This is a genomic window from Parvibaculum sp. (assembly GCF_035511255.1).
Classification (GTDB): Bacteria; Pseudomonadota; Alphaproteobacteria; order Parvibaculales; family Parvibaculaceae; genus Parvibaculum.
In genome coordinates this window covers 1-15,811 of record NZ_DATKFR010000179.1, presented here as the reverse complement: position 1 = coordinate 15,811, position 15,811 = coordinate 1, and the positions used below count along the sequence as shown (strand labels likewise).

Below are 15,811 nucleotides of genomic sequence, written 5' to 3'. Positions count from 1 at the left end.
TGTCATGGCGGAGACGATTTCATCGGCAAAAGGCCTGTCGATGCAGGCGATCCGGCCGCAGCCGGTTTCGCAACCTGTCGTCAGCGGATTGACGGCCGCCTATGACGCCGCGGTGATCCTCGGTACCAGCGCACTCGCCTTTGCAATCTGGCTTGTTCACGCAGCGGATGTGAACTGGCCGGACTACTCCGTCGTGCCGCTCTTCGGCACAGTGATCGCGCTCAACATCTTCCATATGACCGGCGGCTACAGGTTTGAGTCGCTGACCGATGCGGTCGACGGGTTGAAACGGGTCACATTGGGCTGGGCGATCGTCGCAACTATACTCATCGCCATCGGCTTCCTTGCCAAATCGTCGGATACCTATTCACGCGGCTGGGCGGCCATCTGGTTTATGCTGGCCTGGACAGGCCTCGTCGCGGGCCGCTTCGTTCTTTCGGCGCGCGCCCGCATCTGGATCGAGGAAGGACGCCTCACCCGCAATGTCGTCGTCGTCGGCACCGGCCCCATCGCGCGGCGTCTTCTCGAATATCTCGTGTCGTCGCAAGAATCCGGTGTGCGCGTTCTCGGCATATTCGACGACGACCTGAGCCAGGGAACGGCGCCGTTGCCGAAGCAGTATGGCGGTCGACCGATGCTCGGCGATTTGGAAGCGCTGGAACGTTTCTCTCGTACCAATCCGATCGACACGGTCATCATCGCGCTGCCGCCGACTGAGGAAGAGCGGCTCCTCTCCATCATTGCAAAATTGAAGACGCTGCCGGTCGACGTCCGCCTCTGCACGGGACTGCTCGGCTTTCATCTCGATCGGCCCGGCGTCAGCTATCTCGGCCGCCTGCCGCTTCTCAATGTGGTCGACAAGCCGCTCTCGGACTGGCAATCGGTCGCGAAGGACCTCGAAGACCGAATCGCGGCGGCGCTTATCATCGCGATGATTTCGCCTTTGCTCCTGTCCATTGCGCTCCTCATCAAGCTCGACAGCCCGGGACCTGTCTTCTTCCGCCAGAAGCGCTACGGCTTCAACAACCAGCTCATCGACGTCTTCAAGTTCCGCACCATGTATCATGACAAGCGGGACGAGAATGCCGAGCAGCTTACACAGCGCAATGACCCGCGCATCACGCGGCTCGGCGCTACCTTGCGCAAGTACAGCCTCGACGAGCTGCCGCAGTTCTTCAACGTGCTTCGCGGCGAAATGTCGATCGTCGGTCCGCGTCCCCACGCACTTTCGGCGAAGGCCGCCGGCCGGCTCTACGACGAGGCGGTGCGCGACTACGCGGCGCGCCATCGCGTGAAGCCTGGCATCACCGGATGGGCGCAGGTCAATGGCTGGCGCGGCGAAACCGAAACGGTCGAGCAGATCCGCAAGCGCGTCGAGCACGATCTCGTCTATATCGAGAACTGGTCGCTCTGGCTCGATATCAAGATCATCTGGATGACGATTTTCGGCGGTTTCACGGGCAGGAACGCGTTCTGAGGAAGACCATGCGCTGCTTATGGCTCACCTGGATAGACCCTGCGCCCGAGCATGACGGGCAGCGTATCTATTCGGGCCGCATGATCGATGCGGTGGCAGCCCGGGGCGTGAAGATCGACGTTCTCTGCTTTCAGAGCGAGTTCGAGCGGGCGCGCGGCGATCCGGAAAGCGCGGTTCGCTGGCGGCTCGTACCGCGCCAGGAGCGACCGGGCTGGTGGAGCGTCTTTTCCCGGCTGCCCAATCTCTCGCATCGCTGCGACACGCAAGCGATGCGGCGGTGCTTTCGCGAATTGCTGCGGCAGCGGAACTGGGACACGATCGTCATGGACGGGCTTTCGACCGGATGGGCGCTCGACCCCATCGCCGCGCATTACGGCGATCGCGGCGATCGGCCGCGCCTCATCTACATCTCGCACAATCACGAGGAGACGACCCGCGCGCTGGTCGCGGAGAACTTCAAGGGCAATCCGCTGATGGCCGCCGCACTCCGAATCGACGCGCGCAAGGCGACGCTGCTCGAACACCGGATGATGGACGAGGTCGACGTCATCTCGGCCGTAACCCCCGAGGACGCGGAGCAATTCGCGCTGCGGGTCGCCAACAAGCCTGTTTTCGTTCTCTCGCCCGGCTATGGCGGACGGCGCGTTCCGACGCGCCGCATCGACGCGGGGCTTCCACGCCGGGCCCTTCTCGTCGGAAGCTTCGAATGGCTGGCCAAGCAGATGAACCTCACCGAATTTCTCTCGGCCGCCGATCCCGTCTTCGCCGTCGCCGGCGCGGAGATTCAGGTCGTCGGCAATGGCGAACGGGATTTCTTCGACCATCTGCGACCGCAGCTCAAGAGCACGGAGATCGTCGGACCGGTCGACGACATCAAGCCCTATCTCGACAATGCGCGCGTCGCGATCATTCCCGAGCGAAGTGGCGGCGGCTTCAAGGTGAAAATGCTCGACTATGTCTTCAATCGTGTGCCGGTCGCGGCGCTCGAACATTCCTATGCGGGCGTCCCCGTCGTGCCGGGAGAGAGCGTGCTGACCTTCGCTACGCATGAAGCGCTGGCAAGGGGCGTCGTCGATGTCATAGACAATTTCGATTTGCTGAACGGGTTGCAGCAGGAGGCATACGGAGCCTGCGCAGACGAGTTCGACTGGAGCCAGCGTGGCGAGACATTGGTCGCCATGATGACAAGACCGTTGCCCAACCGGAACAGGGCGATGCCACGGTCCGCCGCGAGCCCGCTCATGACGGTGCAGCCATGACGACAGCCTCGACCCGGCAACCCGACGCCACCGATACGTGCCTGCTCTTCGGGTTCCTGATCGGCGTCTACATGGAGGTTGCAGTTCAGCTTACCGCCTCAATCCCCGTTCCCAACATCATCGCAGCCTTCGCCGGCATTGCGCTCCTTTGCCGCCATCCCGACTGGATCGAGGAAAAGCATGTGATCGCGCTTGCCGTCGTCATTTTGCTCTTTCTCGTCTCGATATTTTGTGCCGCAGATTACGGCTTCCTGAAGAAACGGTTCACCGGCCTTCTTCAGCTCAGCTATTCGCTGGTGCTTTCCTACGGCTTTTTCATCACAGCGGTTCGTTACGAACGCGATCGTCTGGCGCGGCTCTTTTTCGGCTTCTGCATTTTCATTCTGGTCGGTACGACACTCGAGAACTACGTTCCCGCGTTCCGCGCTTTCAGTGATTTCGCGCGTTCACACCTCTACGATTTCGGCCTTTATATTTCCGATGCGCGCGACGAGCTTCTCTATGGGCGTGTCAGGCCGAAGCTCTTCACGTCGGAGCCCTCCGCCGTCACCTTCTGTTTCGCGCTCTATTCGATGGCCTGGTATCTGCTGTCGAAATGGAAATGGAAGCTGCCCGCCTTTCTCCTGATGACGGCCATGGGCTATTTCATGATGCGCGGACCGACACTTCTTCTCGGCCTCGTTCTGGTCGGTCCTGCCGAACTCCTGAGCACGGCGCCGAAGGCGGACGGCGCGCATAAGAGTCAGGTGACGAAGCTCGCCGCGGTCGGCGGCGTGACGGTGCTGCTGCTCGGCGTCGCGGCCTGGGCGGCGACCTCTCTCTATGCGACGCGGCTCAACGACATCATGACCGGCTCCGATCCGAGCTTTTTCTATCGCGAGATCGGGCCTGCACTCGTCGCCTTCGACATCTTCAAGACGCATCCGATCGCCGGCGCCGGCCTCACCGGCGAGGAAAGTCTCGGCGGACGCATCCTTTCGGTATTTCTCGCCTTCCCCGGCTTCGAACCGAAATGGCCGATCGAAGCGAACTCGCATGTGCTCAACAATTATTTCTGGCTCCACTGGGTCTATCTCGGCCTGGTCTGGGGCATCGTCATGCTGATCGCCATCAGTTTTTATCTGCGCCAGCTCGGCACACCGAGCATCGCGCTCTGCTGGATCGTCTGGGCCGTCTTCGGGCAGGCGTCGGGCGCCTATGTATCGCCGAAGACCTGGGCCGTTCTGACGCTCGCCTGCATCATCTCGATCCTGCGCGCGCGCGAGCCCATTGTGCGAGCAGAAGCTTCGGAAGCCGCCCGTGCGGCGAGGCCAACTGGAGCCTATGCATGAAGGTTCTGCACCTCAGCACTTTCGATGTCGACGGCGGCGCGGCGCGGGGTTCGCTCTGGCTGCATGAAGCGCTCAGGGAGCGCGGCATCGATTCAGCCATGATGGTCGGGCGGAAGGGCAGTTCCGACAGCACAATCCTGCCCCTGCCGGGGCGCATCGCGCAGATCAATGCGCGCCTTCGCGGCCGTTTCGACGATCTCCCGCTCAAATGCTATGACAAGACAGAGGATTCGTTCTGGAGCCTCGGCTGGATTCCCGCGCGCTTCGACCGGATGGTCGAAGATTTCGCCCCGGATATCGTCCATCTGCATTGGGTCGGCGCGGGGTTTCTGCCGATCAGCGCGTTGAAGCAGTTCGACTGTCCCGTCGTCTGGACATTGCGCGACATGTGGGGTTTCACCGGCGGCTGCCATTACACGGCGGGATGCGAACAATACAGGACGGCCTGCGGTGCCTGTCCGCAATTGCGTTCCGGGAAGGAGAACGATCTCAGCCGTTCGATCTTCGAGAAGAAACGCAGGCACTGGCAGGATCTCGATCTCTCGCTCGTGCCGATTAGCGGCTGGCTCGGCGATTGCGCCCGTGAAAGCCCGCTGTTCGCCTCCTATCCGATCGAGGTCATTCCCAACGGCCTCGACATCGACCTCTTCCGGCCGTCCGACAAGGGAGCTGCGCGGCGTGCATGGAGCCTGCCCGCCAATCGCGAAATCATCGTCTATGGCGCTGTCAATGCGACGCAGGATCGACGAAAAGGATTCCCCGAGCTGCTGGCGGCACTGAAGCTACTCGGCAAGACCGACCGCGCGGACAGCCTGCTGCTCGTGGTCTTTGGCGATCTCAAACCGGAAGACATTCCCGAGCTTGGCATCGAGACGCATTTCGTCGGCTACGTGACGGACAACGAACGCCTGTCGCTTCTTTATTCCGCGGCCGACATCGCCGTGATGCCGTCGCTGCAGGAGGCCTTCGGCAAGACGCTGATCGAGGCCATGGCCTGCCGTACGCCCGTCGTCGCTTTCGGCGCAGGCGGGCCCGTCGACATCATCGACCACTATCGCAACGGCTATCTGGCGACGCCGCATTGCCCCGGCGATCTCGCGAGGGGCATCGTCTGGTGCCTCGACGAGGTGGGGCGAAGCGCCGATCTCGGCGACGAGGCGCGCGCCACCGTCGAGAAGGAATTCGACATCGAGGTCGTGGCTGACCGCTATCGCGATCTCTATGCGCGCATTCTGGCGAGGGCATCATGAACCGGCGAGAACTTTTCACCGCGAGCGCCATGACGATGCTCGCCGCCGAGCCTGCTTTCGGCGCGAGCTTTCGCGATGGGCGACCGGGCGACGGAAACGACCACCTTCTGTCGGCGTCGGATTTCGGCGCGAAGGGCGACGGCGAGACCGACGACAGCGCCGCGCTGCAACGCGCACTCGACGCGACATTCGACGCGATGGGCGCGAAAGTTCTCGTCATCCCGCCCGGTATCTATAATGTCGGACGGACGCTCAAGGTCGATCTCCGCCCGCAAGGAAAGCTTCAGCCGACCCGGCAGACCGTGATCCGCGGCCACGGCGCGGTCTTACGCTCGACCATGAAGGACGGAAGCGACGTCCTTTTCATCGAAAGTCATGCGACGGCACGTTATCTGCTGATCGACGGATTGAGCATTCAGGGCAACGGCCAGGAGGGAAACGGCCTGACGCTCGATTGCAACCGCGAGCGCGCCTATATCTACAATTTCTGCCTGCGCGACCTCGTCGTCCAAGGCTGCGGCGGCGACGGACTGCGGATGATCGGCAACGTCTTCGAGGGGCAGGTCTTCAACAGCTATTTTCGCGACAACAAGGCCAACGGCGCGAGCTTCGGCCACGGGCCCGATGGCGGCATTCTTTCCGCTTTGCACGTTTTCGGCTGCGTCTTCGGCGGCAACGGCCAGCACGGCGCGGCGCTCATCAACAAGGCCACCGACGTCAGCTTCCATGGCTGCTATTTCCTGCTCAACGGCGCCTTCGGCGTCAGCGCCAGCAACGGCATCACGCTGCTGACGAATTGCGGTTTCGAAAATAATCACATGGAGGCCGAGAATTTCGCCGCCGGCGACGCGGGCGTGCAGTTGCAGGTCTTCGGAACGCTGGTCGGCTGCACCGCCTATTCGATCTACAAGCAGACGCACCTGGTACGCGGCTTCATCACCAATCATCTGGTGATGGTGGGATGCAATGCCGCCGGCGGCGGCAAGGCGAAGGGCGCGCGGCTCGCCAAGCTACAGAGCAACGGCCGCGGCAAGGCGACGATCGTCGGTTGCCAGGGCGGTATCGACACCGTCGGACCTTTCGAACCCGCGCAGTTCGGCGAGGAGCGCGGCGGCGCGCGCTTCGGGGCGCAATGGAACAGCACGAGCCTCGTGCGGCTCGGTGACTATTCACTCTGGGTGGATCGGTCCGGAAAGCTCCGGATCAAGAATGGCGACCCCAGTTCGGATGGAGACGGATCCATTGTCGGCACTTGAATGCTCGCCCTCCTTGGCCACCACAACCGGGTCGTCCTCCGACCCGGTCGGAGCGGGAATCGCACCCTTGAAGCGCAAGGTATCGAAGATCGTCATCACCAACGCCGTCGCTCTCAATGGAGGGGACGCCGCGATCCTGCAATCGACCATCGCGATCCTGCAACGACGGTTTGGAGAGGACTTGCGCTTCGAGGTCTATGACATGGCGGCGGCGGCCTCGAGCCGCTACTATCCGCAACTCAACATCAAGCAAGATATCTACAGCCGCGTTCGCGACTGGGCGGGAACGCGCGTTCGGCCAGCGGCAGCAGCCCTGCTCCTGCTCGTGGCGGCACGTCTGCGCGATGTGCCGTTCCTCGGACCGATGCTGCTGCGCATGCTGCCACCTGGCCTGAGGCGAACGCTCGACGACTATGCCGATGCCGATCTCGTGATCTCGTCGGGCGGGACCTATCTCGTTCCGCATTATTCACTGGCTGCAAAGCTTCTCGATTTCCTCGTGACGGAGGCACTCGGCAAGCCGCTGGTTCTCTTTACCCAGAGCCTTGGACCTTTTCCCGCCGGACGCCGGCGGCCGCTGCTACGTCATGCCCTGCGACGGGCCATGCTCATACTGGTGCGGGACGAGCAGTCGCGGGCGCATCTCGATCAACTCGGGATCGAGCCCGACCGGGTACGTGTCTGCGCCGATGCGGCCTTCGCGTTAGCGCCCCGCGACCTCGAAGGGCGCAGCTTCCCGCCGGCGCGTCATTCCTGGAACATCGCGATCTCTGTTCGCGACTGGCCGCATTTCGAAGGCGGTGCGGCAGACGCCGGCATGGAGCGGTATTTTGCTTCCGTCGCGCGGCTGGCCGCCGACCTCATAGAGCGGCATGACGCGACGGTTACCTTCATTTCGACCTGTCAAGGCGCGCCGGAATATTGGACGGACGACGCCCGCACCGCGCAAGCGATCGTCGAACGGCTTCCCGCGTCGGCGCGCCCGCATGCGCTTGTCGACCGCATTTATCGCCGACCCGCGGAAATAATCGCACGGCTGCGGGAATTCGACCTGACCGTTGCGACACGGATGCACGCCGCGATCCTGTCTCTTTGCGCCGGAACACCCGTTCTGCCGATTTCCTATGAATTCAAGACGACCGAACTCTTTCGGCGCTTCGGCCTCGGGGATGCCGTGATCGAAATGGAACGCATCGATCCTGAGAGCGTGCTCGCTGCCTTCGCAAAGGCCAGCTCCTTCTGGACCGATCGCGCGGAAGACGCCTGGTCGACGGTAAGGGAGCAGCGGTATTCGGCCTTCCGCGCCGGCGATCTCATCGCCCACATGCTCGAACGCAGCATGGCCGGATGACGCTGATGCGAGTCAGCTATGCCCTATCGACAAGCGATCTGTATTTCGCTTCGAGCTGCCGATTCAACATTTCTATGTTGTACTCGGCCAGGACTTTCTTACGCGCCTCGAATCCCAGTTCCCTGCGGAGCGTGGGACTCCGCAGCAAGGTGTGAAGGCATTCGGCAAGCGCCGCCGCATCCCGTTCCGGCGCGAGGAAGCCGGTGCGCCCCTCGACGACCAATTCCGGAATGCCGCTGTGTTTCGTCGAGACGACCGGCAGGCCCGTCGCCATCGCTTCCATGATGGTGACCGGAATGCCTTCCTGATCGCCATGCACATCTGTCACGCTCGGAGCGAGCAGGACGTCGCTTGTCTGCATCAGGTCGGCGACCTCGCGCTGAAGACGCCAGCCGTGAAAGACGACATGGTCGGCGATGCCCGTTTCACGGGCCAGCGCCTCGAGCTGCGGGCGGAGCGGACCGTCGCCGACAATATCGTAGCGCAGCGGCAGACCCCTACCGACCAGTTGCGCCACCGCTCTCATGCCATATTCAATGCCCTTCTTTTCGACCATCCTTCCGATGGTCAGGACGCGCCAGACGTCCTCCCCCACCGGCTTGCGGTCGGTCGGCGGAAAGCGGAGTGGATCTATCCCCATACGATGGACGAGCGTCCGCGCCGGATCCGCGCCGTGCTCCAGGAGGCGTTGCCGCCAGCGGTTGGAAATCGGCAGGAAGAGATCGCCCACCGAAAACAGGTGCCGGTAGAGATCCGGCTCGCGGTCGAGACAGGCACTCATGTCGACACCGTGAAAGGTGACGACAAGCTTTCCGCGAAGCGCGCCGGTCTCGCGGAAGAACGCGGCCTGCCGTCCGATGATGCCGAAGTGGCAATGGATAATGTCGAAGGGTTCGTGATCGACAAGCCTGTCAGCCCAATAAAGCATGTTGAGCGAGCTTGCCTCGCGGCGATAGCGGCGGACATCCAGAGCGCGCAGCAACATGTCGCGATGGACGCGACGTCTCGCGAAGATGCCCGGTACGGAGAAGACGCGGATGAACTTGTCCTCCGGCATGTCACGATAGCAAACGCGCCCATAGAGTCCGTAGCGCATCACGTCTGGATGGGCGCTGGGATCGGAACGCGGGTTGTTGGCGAAGATCGTCACGTCGTGGCCGAGATCGAGGAGGCCCGTAATCTGGTTCAGAACGAAAGTCTCGCTCAGCGCCGGGAATTCATTGACGAACATCGCGATGCGCAGTGGACGCGCCGCTTCCGCGCCGGGACGAAGCGCGGGCGCGGACGGGATGTGAACGGCATCAGGCATTGGCGCTCCTGCGAAAGAGGCTGCCCGCCATCTGGCGGAAATCGCCGAGAGCACGCCTGCTCTGCGGCAGGCCGATAAAACAGAGCAGCGTGACAAGGACGGCGCAAAGGCCGAGCACAACCAGCGTACCTCCGAGCGGGACGGCATTCAGCACGGAAGACATGCGCAGGACGGTTACGATCACAACGACGAAAGCCGACGCAATCGCCGAGGGGATCATTGCCCGCACCATGTCGAAAGGACGCACGGGGCCGTTTCGTCCGACGGCCCAGAAGAGCGCCGGCATACGGATGAGGATGCCGGTGACGGCCCAGCTTGCCGCAACGCCGACGGCGCCGAACGGTAGTCCGGCGACGATAGCGGCGGCCGAGAGCGCCGAACTGACCATGCCCCAGCGGAACATTTCCGCCGTCCGGTTCTGCGTCATGAAAAGCCAGCTACATGTATAAGTGACAGGTTGATAAAGCGCCGCCACGCCGAGCCAGGCCACGATGGGCGTCGCCGCGACCCATTGCGGGCCGAAAAGCAGGCGCACGACGAGATCGGGGGCGGCGATGAGGAGCGCGGCACAGGGCATGGTCACCATGCTCAGCTTTTCGACGATACCGAGGTAGGTCGCGCGGTAGCGCGCCGGCTGGTCCGCAAGCCGGCTCAGCGCCGGCATCGCGACCGAGAAGAGCGGCGCGTTGAGATTGTTGATCGGCAGCAGCAAAATCTTATAGGCGCGGTCGTAGAGACCGAGCGGGGTCGCGCCCCAATACCAGCCGATCAGAACCTGGTCCATGTTGCGAACGAAAAGACTTACGAGGTTCGAGCCGGTCACGTGGCCGCCGAAGCCGAGGAGTTCGCGGACATGGCCGAGACGCCCGGGCCGGCCTGGACGCCAGCCGCAGAAGACCCAGCCACCAAGGGCCATCACCGCCGACCAGACGAGGCGCTGCAGGATCAACGCCCAGAAGCCGGCCCCGAGATAGGCGGCAGCGACCGCCGACAGCATACCGAGAATTTCGGCACCCATCTGGATAGAGGCGAGAAGCGAGAAGCGCATCTGCCGGCGCAGGAGCGCCAGATGCTGCGTCGAGAAGCCGCTCAGCGCGAAACCGATGCCGAGGACGAGGGTAATGTCGATGAGCTCCGGCTCGCCGTAGAACCAGGCGAGAAGCGGCGCAAGCGGCACCATCAGCAGTGCCGCGACAAAGCCGAGGCCGACATTCACCCAGAAGAGCGTGCTCACTTCTTCATGCGTGATCGTCGGGCGCTGCACGGTCGCCGCCGAAAGCCCGAGATCCTTGAAGGTCTCCAGAAAGGTGAGAACGACGGCGACCATGGCTACGAGACCGAAAGCCTCCGGCGCCAAAAGACGCGCAAGAACGACCGTGACTCCGAGTTGCGCCACGATCTTGACGATCTGTGCAAAGATCGTGACGGCGCCGCCTCGGACCGAGCGGCCCGAGAGGTCGTCGACCAAATGATCCGTTCTGAAAAAAAGGTCGTGGTCAGGCTTCGATACGATCACGCTCCTCACTCTCCACCACGTTTTTCAGGAACCAGCCATAAGTGGTCGTCAAACCATCGATCAGCGGAATGTGCGGTTGCCAGCCGAGCGCCGTCAGCCGGCGCGTATCGAGCAACTTGCGCGGCGTGCCGTCGGGCTTGTCGGTGTCGAATTTGAGCGCACCCTGGAAACCAACGATGTCGCAAACGAGCCCGGCAAGATCTCCGATCGAAATATCCCGGCCGGCTCCGACATTTACATGCAGCTCGTCCGAGTAGTGCTTCATCAGATGGACGGCTGCGTCGGCGAGGTCGTCCACATGAAGAAATTCGCGCTTCGGCGTGCCGGTGCCCCAGATTTCGATCATCGTGGCGTCCTCGCGTTTCGCCCGGTGCGCCTTGGCCATCAGGGCCGGTACGACATGGCTCGACATCAGATCGAAATTGTCGCCCGGCCCATAGAGATTGGTCGGCATCAGCGAGATGAAGTCACACCCGTGCTGCCGCCGGTAGGCCTGACAGAGCTTGATGCCGGCGATCTTCGCGACCGCATACCATTCGTTGGTCGGTTCGAGCGGCCCAGTAAGTAGCGCTTCCTCCCCGATGGGTTGAGATGCCATGCGGGGATAGATGCAGGATGAGCCGAGGAAGAGGAGCTTTTCGACGCCGACGCGCCGCGCCGCCTCGATGAGGTTAGCCTCGATCATCAGGTTGTCGTAGAGAAATTCCGCCGGGCGAGTATCGTTGGCATAGATGCCACCGACGCGCGCCGCCGCAAGGAAGACGGCATCAGGCCGCTCGCGGCGCATCCAGTCCTCGACTTCTTCCTGCCGGCGGAGATCGACAAGGTCGCGCGGCGCCGTCAGCACCTCGCAATCCTCGCTGGCAAGCCGACGGAGGATAGCCGATCCAACCATGCCGCGGTGCCCGGCCACGAATATGCGCTTGCCCGTCAGATCGTAATTCGCGTTGACGTCAAACATTGGCGCGCCTTTCCCGTTGCAAGGCCAGAAGGTCGGCATCCACCATTTCCGTCACGAGTTGACGGAAAGGCGTCTTGTGTTTCCAGCCGAGTTTCGTATGCGCCTTGGTCGGATCGCCGAGCAGAAGTTCGACTTCGGTAGGCCGGAAATAGGCCGGATCGACCTCGATCAGAACCTTGCCTGTCTTCGCGCAACGTCCCTTCTCCTCGACACCGAGGCCTTCCCATTCGATCGTGCGGTCGAGATGACGGAATGCGAGTTCGACGAATTCGCGCACCGTATGCGTTTCGCCGCTGGCGAGCACATAATCGTCGGGTTCGTCCTGCTGAAGGATCATCCACATGCCTTCGCAATAATCGCGGGCGTGGCCCCAGTCGCGCTGGGCATCGAGATTGCCGAGGAAGAGACGATCCTGAAGACCGAGTTCGATCGCAGCGGCGGCACGGGTGATCTTGCGCGTGACGAAGGTTTCGCCGCGCGTCGGGCTTTCATGGTTGAAGAGAATGCCGTTGGACGCGTGCATCGCGTAGGCCTCCCGATAGTTCACAGTGATCCAGTAGGCGTAGAGTTTCGCCGCCGCGTAAGGACTGCGCGGATAGAAAGGCGTTGTCTCGCGCTGGGGAATTTCCTGCACCTTGCCGAAGAGCTCGGAGGTCGAAGCCTGATAGAAACGGACCTCCTTCTCCATGCCGAGAATGCGGATTGCCTCGAGCAGGCGCAACGTACCGATGCCGTCGGCGTTCGCCGTGTATTCGGGCGTCTCGAAGCTCACTTGCACATGGCTTTGGGCGGCGAGATTGTAGATTTCCGTCGGCCGCGTTTCCTGCACGATGCGGATAAGGTTGGTGCTGTCGGTCACGTCGCCGTAATGCATGAAGAAGTTGACGCCGTAGTCGTGCGGATCGCGGTAGAGATGATCGACGCGGCCCGTATTGAGGGATGAGGAACGCCGCTTGACGCCATGGACGACATAGCCGCGGTCCAGCAGGAACTTGGCGAGGTAGGAGCCGTCTTGTCCGGTGATGCCGGTAATGAGTGCCACCTTGCGCGTCATCGATCGCTCTCCTTGTTCAGGGTTGGGTTGGACGTGACTGGATCGAATGGGCGTTCAAAATCGGCCATGACGGCCGCCATTTTTCTCGCCGCCTTGTCCCAGGAGTAGTGCCGCTGCACGTAGCGCTGCCCGATGAGGCCCATCAAGGCGAGACGAGACGGGTCCGACATCGCCTCCAGAATAGCCCCGGCGAGCGCGTCGGCATCCGGCTCGTCGACCAGAAACCCCTGCGCACCGTGATGGGTGATTTCAGGCAATCCATTCCGGTTGAGACCGAGTACGGGCGTCCGCGAGGCAAGCGCCTCCAGATAAACCTGGCCCCATGGATCGTTAAGCATCGGCTGCACCAGTAGCGCCGCCCGGCGATAGAGGGACGTCAACACACCCCAGCGCAAGCGCGACCGAAACTGCACCTCAGGATAACGGCGCGGCAGACTTTCATCCCGGCCGTCCCAGACGACCACCAGCTTGAGATCCGGCCGCCGCAGTCTTGCCTGCCGAAACGCCTCGAGGACGAGATAGCCACCCTTGGCCTCGAAGAGATGTTTGGCGACGAAGAGGAGAAAGCCATTGCCGTAATCCTTCGGCCCGAGATAGGGGTCGATCTGCCCCATACCGGAGCCGACTGCCGTCACGCGCTCCGGCTCGACACCGTAATGCGCGATCAGGTTGTCGCGGACATAATCGCCAAAAGTGAAGATATGTCGCATCTGGGCATAGCAACGGCGCTCCGCTTCGTCGAACTCGGCACAGGCTTTCGACGTCAGCGACGAGCGGTCCACCCGGTAACGGAGCGAGAGGTCCCAGGTCTGGTCGCAATAGAGAAAGTGATCCGCGCCGTCGGACTTGCAGAGCGGGAGATCGAGTGTGCCGGTGTGGAGGATCTTCGCCGCCCCGGATCGCCGCGCCGCCGCAGCGACGCGTGCCGACCGGGCGCTACGCGCCCGCATGCCGCGGAAGAGGGATTCCGAATTTCTTGCAATGCCGTACCCGGACAAAACGTGACTTGTCGCCACGCCGATCTTCTCGACCATCGACAGGTAAGGAAATATGCCCTCGACATCCATACCGAGACGCTCGAAGGATGTCGCCACGTTGTTCGGCGCGCCGGACCACGTCGCGGGGTCGCAAGGATGACCGTAGACGGATGTTATTGCAATTTTCAGAGATAGCGGCTTCGGATCCGCGCACCGCCTGTTTCGGGGTGGGAGAGGTTCATTCCGGACTTCGCGATTGGCATTCAGCAACGCATAAATCTCCAAAGCCCGGCGCCCGATGTCGCATCGAACCTTGAAAGGAGCATGAGAGGTCGCAATGGAGCGAGTGACCAAACTGTGGCTCTCTTTTTTGTCGGCACCACTCACGCGGTATGCGATTTCTATCCGCCGTCGGAGCCGTCGCGATCATGAACCGGTCACACCCTATTTGACGAAAAATGGGCAGACTGATGACATCAAAGAGAAAAACGGAATTGGAAACGGACGCCGGGAAACGAAATCGGGAAGCAGCTCATGGCTAGAGTGGCGCACATGATCAGCGAGCAGGACCTACACGCCTATGTCGATGAAAGGCTCGCCCCTGCAAGGCGGCGTGCCGTGGAAACCCATCTCGCCCAGAACGACGAAGCGCGGGCGATCGTCGAGAGCTATCGCGCCCAGAATAAGGCGATGCGCATTCTCGCAGGGCCGACTGACCCGCTTCCCGAAGCGATACGGCATTTATGTCTCGCGCTCACTCTGCGGATCACACAATTATCGCCCGACGAATGGAACAAACCATCGACCAAAAAGGTCTCTGTATCACCGAGGCGGTGAGACGGCCCATTGCCGGCCGCTTCGTTGCGTGTGAATCAGGAGATCCGCCATGAGCCAGAAGAAGGAAGACGCCTGCGAGACGGCGCAAGGCGGCGCTGGGCTTCCCTGGGACGATTCCGATTTCGCCCGTATCAGCCAGAGCGTCACGCGAGCCGCGCCGCCCGAATTGGCAACGGAGGCCGCTCCGTCGCCGTCGACTCCAGAACCTCAGAACGACCATGCCTCGGCACCCGCCACGGAGGAGGAGCCGGCTGCGGCTGCGGCTGCAGCTGCGGTTCCCGATGCCGATGCCGATGCCGATGCCGATGCCGATGCCACACGGATCGATGTCGCGCCACCGGCGTCAATCGAAACAGCCCGCCTCAGGGAACCTTCGGAATCGACGGTATCGTCGCACGGAGAAGAAGAGGAGACTGCGGCGGGAAAACGGCTCGATGAGGAATTTCCACGCATCATCAAGCTGAAAGGTCTGTCCGCGCCGATGGGCGAACAAGCGCCATCGCAGATATTCGCACCGCCGGTACCGGCGCGGGACGAGACGTCGAAAGAAATAGAGCCCACCGGCATTGAGACAATCCTGCCGCCACGGAGGGAGCCGTCCTTCGGCGTGCACGGGCGTTCGGCCGTCGATGAGCGCGGGCCGAGCCTCGGTCCGCGCGACACCCTGATCATCGGCCGACGCGGCGGCGTGCGGCCAAGTCCGGCATTCGACGATCATGACGACAAAGAAGACGAGAGAGCCCCCTGGGGCCGTAAGCCGCCGCGCTTCGACGACACGTTCGATACAACCCCGACCCGCATCATTCCCGAGGCGATCGTGCCGCAAGCCTTCGCGCCGGCGGAAGACTGGGAGGATGAGAACGAACGCCGCTCGCCGTTGCGCTGGGTCGCCGTCGCGGCAACGCTCGTTGTGGGCTGCTACGCTGCAGTGAATACACTTCAACCGGAGCGATTTTTCGCGCCTCGCCAGATGGAGGTCGCGCAGAACGAGGTGCCGCAACCGTCGCCCGCGCCAACGACTTCGGCGACACCTTCGACGAGTCCCCCCCTTTCGTCAGCCCCGGCGAAAAAATCGACGACGACCTCGGCGGCCGACGTTGACGCCAAGACGACAAGGCTTGCAAAGGCGGATGCGGCGTCTTTGAAGAAACCTGCGCGGGAAACGGCGGCTCGGACGAACAAGACGGTTGCCGCCGCGCCGTCAAAGCCGGTTGCGTCCCAAACCGCCGCGCA

At 62.4% G+C, this 15,811-nt stretch carries 12 protein-coding genes and 1 pseudogene; 8 read left to right on the top strand and 5 right to left on the bottom strand.

Translation table 11 applies throughout. The features are described 5' to 3' along the window. From VMR03_RS06515 to VMR03_RS06490, 6 genes are all read left to right on the top strand, one after another. The coding region (locus tag VMR03_RS06515; RefSeq protein WP_325403435.1) for an undecaprenyl-phosphate glucose phosphotransferase at nucleotides 1–1,477 on the top strand (1,477 nt) is incomplete at its 5' end. Between the two features lie 8 nt (nucleotides 1,478–1,485). Beyond that, a complete protein-coding gene (locus tag VMR03_RS06510; RefSeq protein WP_325403434.1) occupies nucleotides 1,486–2,736 on the top strand; it encodes a glycosyltransferase in 1,251 nt (416 codons plus the stop codon). Continuing rightward, nucleotides 2,733–4,067, top strand: coding sequence for a hypothetical protein (locus VMR03_RS06505; protein WP_325403432.1), 1,335 nt, complete (start codon nucleotides 2,733–2,735; stop codon nucleotides 4,065–4,067). The genes VMR03_RS06510 and VMR03_RS06505 overlap by 4 nt, the downstream gene beginning before the upstream one ends. Further along, nucleotides 4,064–5,317 (top strand): glycosyltransferase family 4 protein, encoded by a 1,254-nt coding sequence (locus VMR03_RS06500; RefSeq protein ID WP_325403430.1) that lies wholly within the window; start codon nucleotides 4,064–4,066, stop codon nucleotides 5,315–5,317. Before VMR03_RS06505 ends, VMR03_RS06500 begins: the two co-directional genes overlap by 4 nt. Further along, nucleotides 5,314–6,573 carry a glycosyl hydrolase family 28-related protein gene (locus tag VMR03_RS06495; protein ID WP_325403428.1) on the top strand — a complete coding sequence of 420 codons (1,260 nt, stop codon included), beginning with the start codon at nucleotides 5,314–5,316 and terminating at the stop codon, nucleotides 6,571–6,573. Before VMR03_RS06500 ends, VMR03_RS06495 begins: the two co-directional genes overlap by 4 nt. Nucleotides 6,574–6,640: 67 nt before the next feature. Continuing rightward, the gene (locus tag VMR03_RS06490) at nucleotides 6,641–7,924 is read left to right on the top strand and encodes a polysaccharide pyruvyl transferase family protein (RefSeq protein WP_325403426.1); all 1,284 of its coding nucleotides are present in this window, start codon (nucleotides 6,641–6,643) and stop codon (nucleotides 7,922–7,924) included. 16 nt (nucleotides 7,925–7,940) lie between these two features. Here the strand turns inward: VMR03_RS06490 and VMR03_RS06485 are convergent, their stop codons facing one another. Genes VMR03_RS06485 through VMR03_RS06465 form a run of 5 tightly spaced genes read right to left on the bottom strand, consistent with a single transcriptional unit; the run spans nucleotide 7,941 to nucleotide 13,858 of the window. Next, the gene (locus VMR03_RS06485; protein WP_325403424.1) at nucleotides 7,941–9,233 is read right to left on the bottom strand and encodes a glycosyltransferase; all 1,293 of its coding nucleotides are present in this window, start codon (nucleotides 9,231–9,233) and stop codon (nucleotides 7,941–7,943) included. Beyond that, a complete protein-coding gene (locus VMR03_RS06480) occupies nucleotides 9,226–10,749 on the bottom strand; it encodes a lipopolysaccharide biosynthesis protein (RefSeq protein ID WP_325403422.1) in 1,524 nt (507 codons plus the stop codon). Before VMR03_RS06480 ends, VMR03_RS06485 begins: the two co-directional genes overlap by 8 nt. Beyond that, nucleotides 10,730–11,710 (bottom strand): GDP-L-fucose synthase, encoded by a 981-nt coding sequence (gene fcl, locus VMR03_RS06475; protein WP_325403420.1) that lies wholly within the window; start codon nucleotides 11,708–11,710, stop codon nucleotides 10,730–10,732. Before fcl ends, VMR03_RS06480 begins: the two co-directional genes overlap by 20 nt. Further along, on the bottom strand, nucleotides 11,703–12,764 hold the full coding sequence (gene gmd, locus VMR03_RS06470; RefSeq protein ID WP_325403418.1) for a GDP-mannose 4,6-dehydratase: 1,062 nt from the start codon (nucleotides 12,762–12,764) through the stop codon (nucleotides 11,703–11,705). Before gmd ends, fcl begins: the two co-directional genes overlap by 8 nt. Beyond that, nucleotides 12,761–13,858, bottom strand: coding sequence for a glycosyltransferase family 4 protein (locus VMR03_RS06465; protein WP_325403416.1), 1,098 nt, complete (start codon nucleotides 13,856–13,858; stop codon nucleotides 12,761–12,763). Before VMR03_RS06465 ends, gmd begins: the two co-directional genes overlap by 4 nt. Nucleotides 13,859–14,293: 435 nt before the next feature. Between VMR03_RS06465 and VMR03_RS06460 the strand changes: the two genes are divergently transcribed. Together VMR03_RS06460 and VMR03_RS06455 are read left to right on the top strand one after the other, a co-directional pair. After that, nucleotides 14,294–14,578 carry an anti-sigma factor family protein gene (locus VMR03_RS06460; RefSeq protein WP_325403414.1) on the top strand — a complete coding sequence of 95 codons (285 nt, stop codon included), beginning with the start codon at nucleotides 14,294–14,296 and terminating at the stop codon, nucleotides 14,576–14,578. Nucleotides 14,579–14,627: 49 nt separating this feature from the next. Then, nucleotides 14,628–15,811 (top strand): annotated as a pseudogene (locus VMR03_RS06455) (hypothetical protein); the annotation flags it as partial.